The 15,981-nt window shown below is 56.2% G+C and carries 15 protein-coding genes; 3 read left to right on the forward strand and 12 right to left on the reverse strand.

From position 1 onward, the window contains the following. Positions 1–91 precede the first annotated feature (91 nt). The 12 genes from BG023_RS05430 to BG023_RS05480 all read right to left on the reverse strand — a co-directional run bounded on the left by BG023_RS05430 (position 92) and on the right by BG023_RS05480 (position 13,709). On the reverse strand, positions 92–1,237 hold the full coding sequence (locus BG023_RS05430) for a glycosyltransferase family 4 protein (protein ID WP_199797166.1): 1,146 nt from the start codon (positions 1,235–1,237) through the stop codon (positions 92–94). Further along, a complete protein-coding gene (locus tag BG023_RS14460) occupies positions 1,234–1,830 on the reverse strand; it encodes an acyltransferase (protein ID WP_083234563.1) in 597 nt (198 codons plus the stop codon). Before BG023_RS14460 ends, BG023_RS05430 begins: the two co-directional genes overlap by 4 nt. Continuing rightward, positions 1,817–2,899 carry a glycosyltransferase gene (locus tag BG023_RS14465; protein ID WP_083234564.1) on the reverse strand — a complete coding sequence of 361 codons (1,083 nt, stop codon included), beginning with the start codon at positions 2,897–2,899 and terminating at the stop codon, positions 1,817–1,819. Before BG023_RS14465 ends, BG023_RS14460 begins: the two co-directional genes overlap by 14 nt. Before the next feature lie 16 nt (positions 2,900–2,915). Next, on the reverse strand, positions 2,916–3,833 hold the full coding sequence (locus BG023_RS05440) for a hypothetical protein (RefSeq protein ID WP_190315820.1): 918 nt from the start codon (positions 3,831–3,833) through the stop codon (positions 2,916–2,918). 309 nt (positions 3,834–4,142) lie between these two features. Beyond that, positions 4,143–5,405 (reverse strand): hypothetical protein, encoded by a 1,263-nt coding sequence (locus tag BG023_RS05445; protein WP_069309554.1) that lies wholly within the window; start codon positions 5,403–5,405, stop codon positions 4,143–4,145. 159 nt (positions 5,406–5,564) lie between these two features. After that, positions 5,565–7,109 carry a lipopolysaccharide biosynthesis protein gene (locus tag BG023_RS05450; protein WP_150122800.1) on the reverse strand — a complete coding sequence of 515 codons (1,545 nt, stop codon included), beginning with the start codon at positions 7,107–7,109 and terminating at the stop codon, positions 5,565–5,567. 36 nt (positions 7,110–7,145) lie between these two features. Further along, positions 7,146–8,435 (reverse strand): Vi polysaccharide biosynthesis UDP-N-acetylglucosamine C-6 dehydrogenase TviB, encoded by a 1,290-nt coding sequence (gene tviB / locus BG023_RS05455; protein WP_233993082.1) that lies wholly within the window; start codon positions 8,433–8,435, stop codon positions 7,146–7,148. Positions 8,436–8,443: 8 nt separating this feature from the next. After that, complete coding sequence (locus BG023_RS05460; RefSeq protein ID WP_069309556.1) at positions 8,444–9,487, reverse strand: GDP-mannose 4,6-dehydratase; 1,044 nt, start codon at positions 9,485–9,487, stop codon at positions 8,444–8,446. Positions 9,488–9,628: 141 nt separating this feature from the next. Further along, the gene (locus tag BG023_RS05465; RefSeq protein WP_233993083.1) at positions 9,629–10,078 is read right to left on the reverse strand and encodes a MarR family EPS-associated transcriptional regulator; all 450 of its coding nucleotides are present in this window, start codon (positions 10,076–10,078) and stop codon (positions 9,629–9,631) included. Between the two features lie 100 nt (positions 10,079–10,178). Further along, positions 10,179–11,198, reverse strand: a complete 1,020-nt coding sequence (locus BG023_RS05470) for a plasmid partitioning protein RepB C-terminal domain-containing protein (protein WP_083234565.1) — start codon at positions 11,196–11,198, stop codon at positions 10,179–10,181. Between the two features lie 14 nt (positions 11,199–11,212). After that, positions 11,213–12,094 carry a plasmid partitioning protein RepB C-terminal domain-containing protein gene (locus BG023_RS05475; RefSeq protein ID WP_069309558.1) on the reverse strand — a complete coding sequence of 294 codons (882 nt, stop codon included), beginning with the start codon at positions 12,092–12,094 and terminating at the stop codon, positions 11,213–11,215. A gap of 64 nt (positions 12,095–12,158) precedes the next feature. Further along, positions 12,159–13,709 carry a recombinase family protein gene (locus tag BG023_RS05480; RefSeq protein WP_233993084.1) on the reverse strand — a complete coding sequence of 517 codons (1,551 nt, stop codon included), beginning with the start codon at positions 13,707–13,709 and terminating at the stop codon, positions 12,159–12,161. Between the two features lie 186 nt (positions 13,710–13,895). Here BG023_RS05480 and nusG point away from each other — a divergent pair, with 186 nt between their 5' ends. Genes nusG through galE form a run of 3 tightly spaced genes read left to right on the forward strand, consistent with a single transcriptional unit; the run spans position 13,896 to position 15,898 of the window. Then, positions 13,896–14,441, forward strand: coding sequence for a transcription termination/antitermination protein NusG (gene nusG, locus BG023_RS05485; protein WP_069309559.1), 546 nt, complete (start codon positions 13,896–13,898; stop codon positions 14,439–14,441). A 46-nt stretch (positions 14,442–14,487) separates the two neighbouring features. After that, positions 14,488–14,844, forward strand: a complete 357-nt coding sequence (locus BG023_RS05490; protein WP_150122921.1) for a hypothetical protein — start codon at positions 14,488–14,490, stop codon at positions 14,842–14,844. A 22-nt stretch (positions 14,845–14,866) separates the two neighbouring features. Continuing rightward, the gene (gene galE, locus BG023_RS05495) at positions 14,867–15,898 is read left to right on the forward strand and encodes a UDP-glucose 4-epimerase GalE (protein ID WP_069309561.1); all 1,032 of its coding nucleotides are present in this window, start codon (positions 14,867–14,869) and stop codon (positions 15,896–15,898) included. Positions 15,899–15,981: the final 83 nt, after the last annotated feature.

The raw sequence follows: 15,981 nt of genomic DNA on the forward strand, positions 1-15,981 counted from the left end.
TGAGTTTATCGGAAGAAGTTGGCGGCCAAGAGAATGGGCAGCGAGGGGCAGTAATCGGCTCCAAGGCACAATCTGTTGTCGGAATGAATGGTCACGCCGAGAAGAGGGCCATGGTATCGGTCCTCAACTGCGCGAGATTGAGCTTGCGGGAGAGATAGTCGCGGCTGCGGGCGGCTTGTCCCGCCCGCCACGAAAGCTTCGCTTCATCTTCGATAGCTTGGATGAACGCCTCGGGTGCGTCTAGCGGCAGATCGTGACCAACACCCTCACGTTCCAGGTTGCGCCACATCGTGCGGTCGGAAATCAGCACTCGCAGGCCAGCGCCCAGCGCCTCCGCAATTGAATGGCCAAAATTTTCGCCAAGGGTAGGAAGGAAAAACAGGTCAAAACTGCGCAGCACCTCTGCCACCCGTTCTTGAGGCAGTTCGCCACGAATTGACACCGAGATGTTGGCAGGCAACCGCGCAATGGCCGCAGAGCACAGCGCCCAATAGTCCTCGTCCTCATGAGGCCCATAGATCGTGAAGCTCACTGGTACCTGAACCTGTGCAAGAACCTCTAGCGCGAAAAGCAAGTTCTTCATTGGCACAACCCGCGCGAGGAAAACGATGCGCAGAGGCGAGCCAGGTTGAGCCGCATCGGCGTCAGGTGCCGAATCAGGTATAGACATGGGCATCGGAGCTGCGATGCGAATATCGCGCGCAGAGGGGCCTAAGACCCTGCGAATATCCTCTGCCTCATACTCAGACGAGGCATGCCAAGTAACCCCTTGATGAAGTTTACTCAGCCGGCTCGCGGTTAGGAACGCGCGCTTTTTTGATGCTTTTAGCGAAAGAGCTGCGCTCGAAAACTCACCGCGCGGTGCTATTACAACGCGTTTACCGGGCGAAGAAAGACGTCGGATCAATAGTGGTAGGATGCTAAATCGAGGGCTGAAAAAGCTGTTGAGATAGATGCAGTCATAATCTCCCCGGTTGATTAACCGAGCCATGACGGCAAGGCTGCGAATACCCTGGGGCAGATAGCGCACGGCCGCCTTGCCGACCGTGCTCCACCGATCTGATGGGATACCGGAATAAGGTATTGTCGCGCCGAGATCTCGGTCTGACGTAACGATCCTGAAGCGAAGCTCGTCTCCGAGACTTTCCACCATGTTGGCGATACTGCGCACCGGCCCGCCGCCCAGATGTCCGGGAAGGTAGGTTCGCTGGAATGTCAAAACTGACGGTGGCGTCATCGCGTAGCGTCGCCAATTCTTTTGATGAAGCGCGCCGGAACACCACCATAGACACCAGGCTGCACAATCTCTCGTGTGACTACGGCTCCGGCTGCGATAATCGAGCCAGGGGCAATGTGGCCCACACCCTCGCCAATGGTCACATTGGCACCGATCCAGACATCCTCCCCTATCACGAGCGGCGTCTTGGTTGGCACCGAACGCGGATTATGTCCGTGAGAGTGAGTGTAAATCATGACGTTCTCTGAAATCAGCGCGTTCCTGCCGATTATTAATCCGCCACTATAATCCAGGCGAACATTACGATTTATCGCAACATTGTCATCAATTCTGATGAATGAATCGGGAAACTCTGAAGTTATATTTGAAAGCGATGCAATTGAGCATTGCGATCCAATTTTTACATTGCTTGGGTATCTAATTGTTACATTTCGCTGGATGATAGAATTTGGCCCCAACTGATCAAGATTGCCGCGCCAAATGTGCGTCGCGAGTTTGTCCGCAAGGCGGTCTCGTATGATGATTACAGCGTCCAAGATTGCGCCAACAACACCACTTGGGCGCCCGTTCCAAATGCGATCAATTCCTAGCATTGAGCACCTTGTTAACGGCGTCAATTTGGGTTGGGCGGGTCTGCAAAATCTCTAATACAGTTTCGCGGCCGGCGTTGGCGAGTGCTAACAAAAATGCCGGATCGCGCGGGAGGGCCTCAAGGATATCGGCGATAGCGACGGGATCGCGCAGAGGCAGAGCCCGACAGTTTATACCATCCTTCATAAGTGAGGGTATGCCCCCCACCATCGTGGTGACGATTACGCAGGATTTGAGCATGCCTTCAAAGAGAACCCTTGGGAAACCCTCGTGATGGCTTGGAAGAATGAGGACATCTGCCCAGGTGTAATGAGCCATCAGCTCAGCTTTGTCGGCAACGAGCCCGCACATTGCGATATCGGGCGCACCAGGCTGCTGCAGGCTGTTTACCAAATCTCCATAGAGCGGCCCGCCCCCGACAAGCCTCATCGTGAAGTCAAACCTGCGAGCCTTGAGCAGATGGGCTGCATCAATAAGCTCTTGGATGCCCTTTGCCTCCTCGATCCGACCGACAAACAGAACCCTTAAGGGGCTCTCTGCGATATTGCTGAAATCAGGCGCTGTCACATCCTGCGCCGTCATATCTAGCATTGGGGCGATAGCCACGACATTGGGGTTATGAGGCGCCAGACGATCATCTAGTCCGGTTTCCGCACAGATAAGCTTTGCCGCCTTGAACAGCTTCGCGGCAGAACCGCCATTCTCGAAACGCTCTCCACGCACGTATAGGCCATAAGGCCTTCCCAGCCATCTCCTGATCGTACCAAGCAGATGCGGCCAACGGCCAGGGTAAAAGAGATACACGAAATCAGCTGCAATCGTCTCTCGCAAGGCTCGCCAGAGAGCCGCAGGCGAGCGCTTGTTCAGATCGAGCGAGCGCACTTGATCTTCAGGCAGTCGTGCATTGTTCAGGCCTGCCTGCGAAGGAAGATTCTGGACAGATTGAGCCAGAGTGACCTCACGTCCACTTGCCGCCAGATCGACAAGGAACTTGGCCGTATGGTGGTTAACATAGTGGCCATCTGGAAGCTCAAGACGGGTAAACCCATTGCCAACTACAAGGATATTCATAACGATGCGCTTTCCTCTAGTTGTCGCGCCGGCCAAGCGCCGGGGGCACACCGGCGAGTGCCGCCAATCGTGTTTCCAGCAGCGCCGTGGTCACTTCGAGTGACAAAGTGCGACGAAGGGCGTGTCGCTCGACAAAGTCCGCGCCCGTCCAGCACTTTGCAATCACCGCCTCCATAGCCGCCTCGATTGCTTCCCTATTGTGAACGGCGTTGAAGCAGGTTCTTGAGAGGCCAGCTATCAAATCCCGGGAGGCGCTGCCCGGCGGAGAGATGAGCAGGATTGGCCGGTCAACTGAAAGATAATCCATGAGTTTATTGGACGTATAAACTGCGTGCTCGCTGTCCGCATCGACATCTACCAAACAGGAGGAGTTGCCAATCGCTGCAGCCACATCACGGGTCCATCCCTTGAGTACAACACGCCCGTTAAGCAGAGGGTCGGTCATCAGGATTTTGGGCAGGTTACTCGGCCAGGCCCCATAGATGTGCAGATCCACAAGGGGGTTACGCGCGGCGAGACTCGCGAAGGCGGTCAATAGGCTGTCTGGCCGCCTGCTGCCGAAAAAAGATCCTAGGAAGCTGAATACAAATCTGTCGTGCGGTATCTGGCCGATCGACATTGGTGCCGGTACGGGATTGGGCAGGATCAACGACTTGTCCAGCAACGCCTCGCCAGTCGTCTCCTGTTGATAGTCCAGCATCCGTTCATTGACGATTGTAACGAGCGACGCGTGCCTCTGGGCTGGCAAGATAGTCCTTAAGTGCCGGCGCCGGGCCAGCACCGATTTTTGCCAGTCGGGGGTTGCAGGTATCGGGTCAGCGAAGTGGATGGCCAGTGGCACTCCACTGGCCACAGATAACTTGTGGCCCACCGGCAACGCACACCCTGGCGAGCCACGCGCGTAGATCACGTCTGGCCGGATTGCATCGATCATCGCTATGCCGGACCGGACCGCCCGGTTCTCCCAGAACAAGTAGTTAAGATCACGTCCGACTGCATTGCCCATTACAGAATACAAACGCGCTGGCTTGAGTGGATGGGGCGATATGACACAAACGTCGAAGGACCGAACCGCGTTCGTGCACTCGCTCGTGATGACCCGCACCAAATGACCGTTGCTGCTAAGCTGAGCACAGACCCGGTCTGTAACTATTCCGGACGAGGTGACGCCCAGATCAAACGCAACAACTAGAATGTTCATTCGATCAGGCCGTGAATCCGAATTTACCTGCTGAATGACCAGTCACTGTCGCACTCGACGGCGTGTGAAGAGCCACAGGAAGAGCAAGGCAAAAAACGCGTTTGCTGTCCTGCTGAAACCGAGAACCTGGTTGTTGGCGGGAAAATAGAAGACCATCAGAACCAATAGTGGCAACAAGGCGATAGCAAAGGGGTTGGCACAAACCAAGGAGTCTCGCCATGTTCGCGCAAGTAGAAATCCAATTGCAAAAACAAAAAAGGGCACGCCGATAAAAGATAAATCCGATGCGATCCACGTGTAGATTGTGTGCCATTTGGTCCATCTACTCCAGCCAAGATACTCGATCCGAGCAGGATAGGTTAAGTCCGAGATCGTATCTGGACCAGTGAAGCTCTGAACGATCCCCGTATAGTAATAAGAATTGCCGACACCCTTACTAAAGACAAAGGGCTCATTGAGCGCCAGTGACAGCGGATAGTAGCCCTGTGAAGTGTATGACATCAGCGCACCGGCAGACGCCTGAATGCCGCTTGGCAGCGGCGCAATTAGCCAGTTGTCGAAATCGAGCGCTATTCCCGCTGAATAATCGAACGCGCTCACCTCACCGCCTGCGCGGCCCTTCAGGCTCGTCGAGAATTGAGCGAAGAGCAAGCCGCCAATCAAGGCGACAGCTAGAGCGCCCTTGATCACGGTGACTCCACTCATCCTCGCTATCAAATGAGGCCTAGCCGCCAAGATGAGGCACGGCAGCATCAATGCGAAATCAAAAACGCCCTTGTTGGTACCCAAAGCGACCCAGGTGATCAGATCTACACTAACTACGGCGACAAACAGGATCTTGGTTGATCTGGGTATGGAACTCCAGAAATACACGCACAGCGGAGTCATAAGCCATAGCAGCGGGCTAACAACCTGCGTCAGGTAACCTAGCGCAGAAGTATCCTGCAAATTGGCTGCAGCTTCGATTCTATCCCGATAACTCTGTCCGGGATCACTCAAACCCATAACAACTTGTTGGATTAGCGAGGCCCAGCTCACAGCAGTTTGCCCTGACCGCGACGCGAAGTTTGGTAAAATCCATATCAGGTTAAGAAATAACGATATCTTTATTAGTGTCTTGACCCGCCATCTCCCGTCATAAGCACGGGGAGCCGCCTTGAGTCCGATCCCGTAACCGATGAGGAGTGCGATTTGCACAACAATGAGGAATAAATATAGAATCTCTGGCCGCTTTGTTGGCCATGGCCAAGGACCGAATGCGTAGATAAATACCGTAAGCGCCAGATAACCCTGCAGTACAATCATTGGCGCCCAATAAACGAGGCCAACTTTCGATGATCTTGGTGACCGATTGTCCAAGTTTGGGATCACGAGAAGCATTTCCTGACTGAAAAATGCATTCTCATGCACCCTTGATCGTCAATACGCGCCAATGCACTGGTCCGCACAGCCTTCCAAACTCGCTCATTTTCTGGCAGTCATCACTTTGTACTTGCCGAGCAAGCTGCGCACCGTCTCGCGCGGAATCACGCCGGTTACCATCGCAAGAGCGACATAGAAGCCAGTGACGCCGGTCGCGATGATCGCAATCGGTACAACCTGGTCAAACCTGTTAGTGCCAAGTGGCACCATTCCACTTATGTAGCGCGCCAAAGCGATACAGATGAGGGCGATTGCAATGGCCCCAGCGATGCGAAAACTGGGTCCGGTTGCAATGCCAGTTGCGCGATGAAACATGAACATGAAAGCGACGCTGGCGAGGCCCCAGCTTGCAAAAGAAGCGATGACGCTACCAATCGCGCCGAACATCGGGATTAGCAGGATCTTGATCGCTGCGTTTAGGGCTAGAGATAAGACAATGTATCTCAACTCAATGTGCAGAATGCCCAGGCCCTTGCAAATTGCAGTCCCCCCCGCGGTCAGCATGGCGGCAAGAGCAATGCCACCTAACATCACGTACAAGATGCTCTCAACCTCGGGAATGGAGCGCCCGATCCACAACATCGTCAGGCGATCGGAAAGGCTCCCAAGAATTACAACTGCCAGGCCGACGGAGGCGATCGTCATAGTGCAGACATCGCCATAGACACGATTGAGTTTACTCGAATCCGGGTTGCTACTCAAACCGCCGACGGCTGCCAGGGTCGGTACATACAGAAACGTGCAGACGACCATCACTAGGTTAGCTAGTCGCGATGCAATGCCATAATAGCCGACCCAAGCGGACGAGGCCGTTGCAGCGATGAAAAGCTTGTCGGCCTGCTCGCGGGACATCGATGCGAGCACGCCGACGATCGTAAACGCAGTAAATGGAGCGCATTTGCGTATCACGCGACGGCTAGGCAGTAGTGGTCTAACAGTGAAGCTTGGTGCAATTCGACGAGAGACTAAAAAGAGTACACAAAAGGCAATCATCATCGTCAAGGCGGAGCCGATCAATAGACCGATGTGAGCAAAGCCAGCAATCACCAGCGCTACCATGAAAGTATTGCCAATTATTACGGAGGCCGCCTGCGCGAGCGCTGCTACGCCGGATCGCTGGAACCCGGAGATAAACGAATTCATGATTTCATTGACGCTACTCAGCAACGTTAGTCCGACAAGACAAGGCAGCAGCCAAAGACTTTCTTCTTGCAAATATTGCGATAAGGAAAACAATTGAGCTATTGGTTTTTTGAAAATCCATATAATCGGGGTGACAATACTGAACGCTGTCAGCGAAAAGAAAGTCGCCATGCGTACATATTTCTGCGCACTTGCGATGTCGGCAGCACCAAAGGCTGTGGAAATCATCCATAGCAGGCTCGCCGCAACGCTGGTCTGCAAGATGCTGCAGATTACAGCGAGCGAAAGTATGAACTCCCAAGCACCGTAACCACCAATGCCCAGTTCAGAAATGATAATAGGTGTCGCAAGAAACGTAATTAGCATTGCTGCTACGCGACTTACGAGAATTCCAGCCCCATTCAGGAAAAGAGATTTTCTGGAGTACATGATAAAAACGCTCAATCTATGTAATTATAAAAGCTGAGCATCATTAAGTTTCTACAGCCTTAGGTCCGCCTCATGGGCGCCGAAGAGCGATTTAAGATCATAGAAAACGTGTGTATCTAGAGCGTATCGTTTAATTTCTTCGAACCCCATCTCCTTGAACATCTTATGCGCTACAGCCAATACGATGCCATCGTATGCACCGATTTCGGGCGCTTGCACTAACTCAAGCCCATACTCAGCACGAGCCTCCGCCTGATCGATCCAAGGGTCGTGTACGTCGACGCGGCAGCCAAATCCCTCTAGTTCTGAGATCACGTCGACCACGCGCGTATTTCTCAAGTCAGGACAATTCTCTTTGAATGCCAGTCCCAAAACCAACACGCGCGCGCCATTAACCTGGATGCGCCGAGCAATCATCGCCTTGACCAGTTGACTGGCAACGTAAGCCCCCATGCCATCGTTAATCCTTCGCCCAGCAAGGATCACCTGCGGGTGATAGCCAATCGCTTCAGCCTTATGGGTCAGATAGTAGGGATCGACACCAATGCAGTGGCCACCAACTAGGCCGGGCCGGAAGGGCAGAAAATTCCACTTTGTGCCGGCTGCCTCCAAGACTGCTTCGGTGTCGATACCCATTCGATTGAAGATGATTGCCAATTCGTTGATAAGCGCAATGTTTAGGTCACGCTGCGTGTTCTCGATTACCTTCGCCGCCTCAGCCACCCGTATGCTTTCAGCTTGATAGGTCCCAGCAGTTACAATGCTGGCGTACAGCGCGTCGATCTTGGCCGCAATTTCAGGCGTAGAGCCTGAGGTTACCTTGCGGATCGTAGCCAAGCGATGATCCTTGTCTCCGGGGTTGATACGCTCAGGGCTATAACCGCAGAAGAAATCCTGGTTGAACTTCAGCCCAGACATCATCTCCAAAACCGGGACACAATCTTCCTCGGTGGCTCCAGGATAGACGGTGCTTTCGTAAATTACGACGTCGCCAATCTTGAGGGCACGCCCGACGGTTTCGGATGCCCTGACGAGCGGGGTCAGGTCTGGCCGCTTATACTGATCAATTGGCGTTGGAACCGTGATAATGAATACATTGCAGTGCTGTAAGTCAGCGATATCACAAGTGAATGTAAGCTTTTTCGCCAACGCAAATTCCTCAGGATCAACTTCAAGGGTTGCGTCGCGGCCCTCGCGCAGTTCATCAATGCGATTCTGCTTGATGTCGAAGCCGATCACCGGGAATTTCTTGCCGAACTCGACAGCCAGCGGCAGCCCGACATAGCCTAGGCCAATGACTGCAATACGCGCATCATCCAGCCATTCAGAAGTGTCGCTCACGTTCGATCCTATTTCTGGTGATAGTCGCGGAACCACGCCACGAACTGGGCAATTCCGTCCCTAAAATCCGTCTGTGGCCGGTAACCGGTCAGTCGCTGCAGGAGAGAGGCGTCGGCCCAGGTTGCGGGCACATCGCCGGGTTGCATCGGCATGTAATTGCGGACCGCCTTGATCCCGAGTTCGTCTTCAATCGCATCAATGAAATCGAGTAGGCGGACCTTGTCGCTGTTGCCAATATTCACGACCCGGAACGGCGCGACAGGCGAAAGGCTGTCGCCTTCCTCGATCTCGTCCCTGCTGGTCGGCCTTACTGGCGGCGCATCAATCAATAGGCGGATGGCTCGGACGAGATCGGCGACGTAAGTGAAGTCGCGGTACATCTCGCCGTGATTGTAGATATCGATCGGCCGACCATCGAGAATGGCATCGACGAACTTGAACAGCGCGAGATCGGGCCGTCCCCACGGACCATAGACCGTGAAGAACCGGAACATCGTTGTGGGCAGATCCCAGAGATGGGCATAGCTGTGCCCCATGCTCTCGTTGGCCTTCTTGGTCGCAGCATAGATGGTGAGCTGGGTGTTGGCCTTCTCCACCTCGGTGAAGGGCATGTCCTCGTTGGCGCCGTAAACCGAGGACGTGGAGGCCATCAGCAGGTGCCCGACGCCAAGCTTGCGTGCGGCCTCCATCACGTTGAGCGTGCCAATGACGTTGCTGTCGAGATAGGCGCGGGGGTTCTCGAGACTGTACCGCACCCCGGCCTGGGCCGCCAAATGGACGATGACTTCGGGCTGGAAGCGCGCGGCAACGCTCCAGAGCTTTTCTTCGTCCTCGAGCATGCCTTCGGTTGCCTGGAACCCCGGATGCAGCAGCAGCATCTGGTGACGGCGGCGCTTGAGGTTGACGTCGTAGTAGTCGGTCATCCCGTCGTAGCCGTGGACCTGGAAGCCCTCGGCGAGCAGCAATTGTGCGAGATGAAAGCCGATGAACCCTGCTGTGCCGGTGATCAGCACCCGCCGTGGGGATTTTTGAGTGGTTTCGGTAGGGGGCATCTATCTCTTCAGTTTTCTGAGAGTAATGAATTGTCGGGACGGTCCGGTGCGGCGCTTATCTGCGGCGCGAAGCTGTCAAACTGCCGGTAACGCAGGCCAACGATAGTTCTCGAGCCCAAACACCCGGACAACCTGTTCCGCTCACTCGCGCGCCAAGCCCGCCTGGTCTTCGTCAAATTCGCCGCGGAGTTGTTCGAGCTCAGCCTGGATCGCCTCGAACTCGGCCATCTTGCGCTTGATGAACCCGGCGGCAAGCTGGGCGCGATGACCAATGCCTTCCGGGGTCAGGACATAGACATAACCAAGCTTGTTCTTCGATGCCTTGAAGTTGGCGAGCTTGATGTGACCCTTGTCGATCAGCGCCTTGACGCAGAAATTGATGGCTCCCAGGCTCACCCCAAGTTCCTCGGCGATTTCACGCTGCGATGCATCGGGCCGCGCTTCGAGAAGGCGCAGGACCCTGAAATGCACGTCGTCGCGCTGCTGAGCGATTTTGTCACTGACCATGGGATCGACCGATAAAGCTCGGACCAAAGCTACCGCACGGCAGGTGACTCTGCACCTTCCGTGACTGCTGCGGTCTACGAGCAAGCTGAAGCCTCTCGTTCATTCCTGAACGCCTAGGCGATCCCGTCAGATTCGAAAAGGGTTTTCAGGCGCCCCCTGGATAAAATCTCAGCGAGCCGATTCCCTACTCGGCTGCGTCGAGCAGGTCATCTCCAGATTGCGAAGCGATCTCCTCCTCAATAGTTGCAGCGTTCACGATCATCAGAAAATGCGCCAGGATCTCAGGCTGTGCTCCGCCAATGAACTCCTGGATTGCTTCATTATCGAGCAGCTTTGCCAAAAAGCCCCGTGCTACGACCAGATTGAGGAGCTCAGAGCCATAGGACTGCTCGGCATCCTTGTACTTGGTCTGCACCTGGCTCATTTCGCGCTCGAGCTTGACGATCTGTTCCAACGGATCGCCCGCTGGCTTTTCCCGCGCAGGCGGAGTGTAGTCCGTGCGCTGCTCGGGCGGTGTGGCTTTGTACAATGCGTCGGCATGAGCTGACGTCAGACTGTTCGACGCGATCATCAACTCAACCGCCTCAATCTGTCGGGCGGCCTTCATCTTGCGCAGGATGCGGGTCACATCGGGCGGGAATTGCTGATCCTGCAGAAGCTCGACCGCCTTGGGGCAGATCCCTTGGAGAAGATTGACCCGCCGATTGATGCTGGAAAGATTGACATTGAAGGCGCGTGCCAATCGCTCCTTGCTGACACCTTTGTCGATCGCGCGGCGCAGCATGTAATGTTCTTGCACGGTGGAAAGCCGATTGATCCGATGGTTGTAGGTGTAGGTCTCAAAATCCTTGGCCACCAGGCACGGCGCGAACTCCTCGCCCAGCTCTTTCAGGGCCAGAACGCGCAGATTGCCGTCGAGCAGAAGAAAGTTCTCTTGCTCGGGATCCGGCTGGATCACGGACAGGGGTTCGATAAGTCCGATCTCGCGGATCGATGAGACGATCTGCTTGAACTTCCTAGTCGACATGACTCCGTCGGGCACTTTCTTGCTTGGCATCAGCTGATCGATCGGGATCTGATAGGTTTCCAGGTCGAAGCCTAAGGTCAGGTTGAGCGGCGCGCGTGGGAAGGCAAGATCAGGCTCGTCCTCGGCCGCAGGCTCGGGGTAGGCTCCGGGGTAGATGGACTGGATGGCAGTGTTCATGGGGACTTCCTCTCTCAGGCAAATTCAAGGCGTTCGGCGAGGTATTTAGGCAAAGTATCGAGGCCTTCGGCGCGCAGCAGATTGACGAAGTTGCTGTCGGCGAAGAGCGCCTTCAGCCCCTGGACCACGAGCAGCAGTTGTTGGTGAGCGTGCTCTGCTTTGAGGACCATCTTGTGCTGGCGGGCGACCTCCTTCTGGTAGACCTTGACCAAGGAGTGGGCCGAGGCCGGCAGCTTGCTGCGGGCGCCCGCAGACTTGAAGGCTTGGCTCTTGCGCTTTTCCAGCAGCCGCTTGGCTTCGGTGACCTGATGACCGCGGAGCTGCCCGGTTTCGTAAGCCTCCTGCAGCATGTCGCCGAGGTCTTCGTCGCCGTCTTTGGCACGCGCAATTTCGAGCGCGGTCGTCAGCGGGATGTCGCCATTCTGAACGGCAGCAATCAGGCGCTCCTCCCCCTTGTTGAGCAGGAAGATGATGTCCCGGACATATTTCTGGGACAGGCCAGTCTTTTGCACGATGTCGTCGACGCTGAACTCGCGGGCCAGCAGCAGTTCGATGTCAGCCAGGATCTCGAGCGGTCGGTGCCCGCGTCGGGCGATGTTTTCCGCCAGGCTCATGATGAAGGCGTCTTCGTCACTGACATTGACGATCAGCGCCGGGATGTGGGTCTCGCCCAGCAGACGGAAGGCATTGAGCCGCCCTTCGCCGCACACCAGAACAAAGGCGGGCGCCCCATCTGCTCCCTTGCGTTCGGTCACGGTGATCGGCTTTTTGAGCCCGATCACGCGGATGTTTTCGACGATCTCCTCAAAGACCTTCATGTTGCGGTCGCGGGAGTTCAGCACCTCGATCCGGTCAATCGGGACGAGCGTGACGCTTTCGGGTGTGTCGGTCAGCATGATGGGTCCTTTTGCCGGCAGGGGTATTTGTTCATGGTTTGTCTCCGGTTGGTGGTAAAAATTACTAGGCACGCTCCCGGCGGCGCAGCAGCGGCGCCCGCTCGGCCATGCCGTAAAAGAAGCCGAGGTCGGTGAAGCGGAAGCATTCGAAATTCATGCTGTTGCGATTGCAGAGCCGGATCTCCTGACGGGGCAGGTCGAGCCAAGGCAGCAGGAAGTAGTCGAGTTCGGCCTCATTGGCGTGATCGAGGCGCACCGCCAAAGTGACATCGGCGCCGAGCCGCTCCGGGTCGAAGCGGATCCGCCAGCGATGCCGACCGTCATCGAGGGTCTGGCAGCGGGCGAGGACCAGACTGACCGCAAGTTCACCATTGATCCGTAAAAGGTCGGTCTTGCTGTCGCGCTCGACTGCGCCGCCAACTTCGGCAATGGCGGCCTGGGTGCGGTCGATGATTTCGGGATGCATCGCGCGCAGGCGCCGGTTCAGTTCCGTCTGTTCACGGTTGAGATTAGCGCGGTAGCCAATCAGTTCATAAGCGCGGCCCAGCGAACCAAAGCGGCTGCGATAGGCGGCTGCCGACGGCATGTCGCCTGCCTGATCGATCAGGAACCCGGACAACTCCCCAGCTTCAGCATAAAGCCGGCGCAGATGCTCCAACAGCTCTTCATCGGACAGCCTCTGACTGCGCGCCGTTATGATTTCCTGCGCGGTCATGAATACTTCGATCGGCACGATCCCGTCGAAGGCGCCCTCCTTGCGGATCCACATGTCGGGCGGATTGTCGACATGGGTCTTTTTGAGTTTGAAGGAGCTACGATTGAAAACGTTGTTGCCGATGTACTTCTCGTTGGTCAGTACCGTCCGCACGGCTGAGGGCGACCAAGGCCGCTCCAAGTCGGACATCACGCCTGCGAGGTTCAGCCGCTCGGCGATTTCGGCAAACGTCAGATCCTCCTCGATCAGCCAGCGGTACATCTCGTGGACTTGGGCCACCTCTTCTTCGGGACCCGGCATCAGGATGACGCGATCGGTTTGCAGGGATTTGTGCTCGCCCCGCTTCAGTTCGCTTTTGATGTTGCCGCGTTCATCGATCAGCACGCGGCGCAGGCCAAAGCCAGCGGCACCGCCTTGGCGAAACCCCAGCTCAATCAGCCGGCACTGGCCGGCAAAGACTTTCGCGGAGAGTTCGCGGCTGTATTCACCGGCCATGGCGCGTTTGACGCCTTTGACTATAGTCGAAACAGGCGAGCCGTCGTTTTCGAACTGCTCGGCGCAATAGGCGACCTGAATGCCCGCGCGTTTGCAGATGTATTCGTAATAGGCGCTCTCGTCGGCATCCTGGAAGCGGCCCCAGCGGCTGACATCATAGACCAAGATGACGTTGAAATCGGCCTTGCCGGTCTCGACGTCAGAAATCAGCCGCTGGAGAGATGCCCGGCCGCCAAAGGACAGGCCGCTTTTGCCATCGTCAGCATAGGTCCGCACGATCTCGATGCCCCGCCGTTCGGCATATTCCTTGATCGTGTCGGCCTGGTTGAGAGTGGAGTACTGCTGGTGCTCGGTCGACATGCGAACGTATTGCGCTGCGCGGAATGTCCCCTGCATGTCGTTCATTACCAGCAACTCGCCTCCTGATGTCTTCGGGTCAGGCGGTGTTTGCTCGGGGCGGCGACGCTAGCAACTCAATTCAAGATATTCACCATTACTTTCAATGGAATGGCTGGGGTTCAGTTTGATATTACTTGATGCGCACCTGATCTGAGTTGACTTCTTTCGGCAATCCAAGCACGTCGTTCATCTATGAACGAGATTGCTCTTGCCGCTGCAAAACCCCTAGCGAGCGTGACGCAGCCATGGTTTGTGGTTCAGCTCAAGCCGAACGCCGAAGCCATCGCGAAGCGCAATCTCCTGCGGCAGGGCATGCAGATCTTCGCGCCCTTTGAGGAAGTGACCGCCCGCAAGGCACGCAAGCTGGTTCAGGCCTGCAAGGCGTTGTTCCCGGGATATCTCTTTGTCAGCTTCGACCAAGAGGCGGTTCGATGGCGAACGGTGAACAGCACCCTTGGGGTCAGTCGGCTGGTGAGCTTTGCCGAAGACAGACCTGCGCAAGTGCCGCTCGGGCTGATTTCAAGCCTGATGCGTCGCTGCGACCCGGCCGGCAAATTGCTCCCGCCACGATTCCTGCATGGCGGCGATGTCGTGCGCGTGACCAATGGTCCGTTTGCCAACTTCATCGGAACCGTCGAGCAGATCGCACCCGATCAGCGGATCTGGGTTCTTCTCGACATCCTTGGCAAAAATACCCGCGTGGCCATCAGGTCTGCTGATTTACGTCTCGCTGGCTGATAGAGGCGGCCTCATGGCTGGCCAACAACGCTTTCGAATCCCCATCATGCGCTTCGTGTTTTTCGGGGCGGTGCTGTTTGCGGTGATCATGGCGAGTTTGCCGCAGCCTCCGCAAATTCCAGGCCAGCCGTCCGACAAGGTGCAGCACATCATTGCCTTTGCGGTGCTGACACTTCTGGCCCGGTCGGCCTATCCAGCCACAAAGCGTTGGAGGCTCTTCGTCAGCCTTGCATTCCTGGGCGCGTTGATCGAAGCGGTCCAGGCAATCCCTATGCTGCACCGCGATGCCAGCCTGCACGACTGGCTGGCCGACTGCGGCGCAGTCGCTGTAACCATGGGTCTTATGGCTTTTGTGGGTAAGATCGTCGGGGCTGCCGGCAATGCACCTGCCGAGCAGTCATAAACGGATTAGGAGAAATACAGGCATGCGCATTCTTCTGACCGGTGGAGCTGGGTACATCGGCAGCCACACTGCCGTGGCGCTAGCCGCTACCGGGCACGAGGTCGTCTGCTTTGATAATCTCTCAAACAGCAGGGCCGAAGTCATGGACCAGCTGGAGACCATCACTGGACAGTCCATTCCACTGATCGTTGGCGACATTCGTGACAGGACCTCACTGGAACAAGCCATGCAGAGCCATGCCATTGAGGCTGTGATCCATTTTGCCGGCTTGAAAGCCGTGGGTGAAGCGGTCGCTAGGCCGCTTATCTACTATGACAACAACGTTCGGGGCACACTCAGCCTGATTGAGGCAATGATCGCCTGTAGTGTTAGGACGCTGGTGTTCTCCTCCAGCGCCACCGTCTACGGCGAACCGCAGTACCTACCGCTCGATGAAATTCACCCGACCTCGGCGACCAATCCCTATGGCCGGACAAAGCTAATGATCGAGGAAATGCTGACCGACATCGCGGCAGCCGATCCTGACTGGCGCATTGCGGTGCTGCGCTACTTCAATCCGGTGGGAGCCCATGAGAGCGGGCTAATCGGTGAAGACCCGAACGGAATTCCCAACAACCTGATGCCGTTTATTAGCCGGGTCGCGTCGGGGCGCTTGGAGAGGCTGTCGGTTTTCGGTGACGATTACGACACGCCTGATGGTACGGGCGTGCGCGACTACATCCATGTCACCGACCTGGCTGCAGGTCATCTCGCGGCTCTGGGAGCCATCTCCAGCCACAACGAGCCCATCTCGACCTGGAACCTGGGAACAGGCCAAGGCTATTCCGTCTTGGAAATGGTCCGCGCTTTCGAACGCGTGAACGGGGTCTGCGTGCCCTACCAAATCGCAGATCGTCGGCCCGGCGATGTCGCCTCCTGCTATGCCAGCCCTGACAAGGCGAAAGCGGAGCTGGGTTGGGAGGCGGCCCTTGGCCTGGAAGACATGTGCTCTTCAATGTGGCGTTTCGAACGGATGCTGGCGACAAGCAATTCGCCGCAAGCCACAGCGACATAAGGAACGAGAAGCAGCAAGGCATCCTTGCCAGCCCCAATTGCGGTTGTCACTTGACAACCGGACCTTTGCAGGACTATCTAATG

The sequence above is a fragment of the Porphyrobacter sp. LM 6 genome, assembly GCF_001720465.1.
Lineage (GTDB): Bacteria > Pseudomonadota > Alphaproteobacteria > Sphingomonadales > Sphingomonadaceae > Erythrobacter.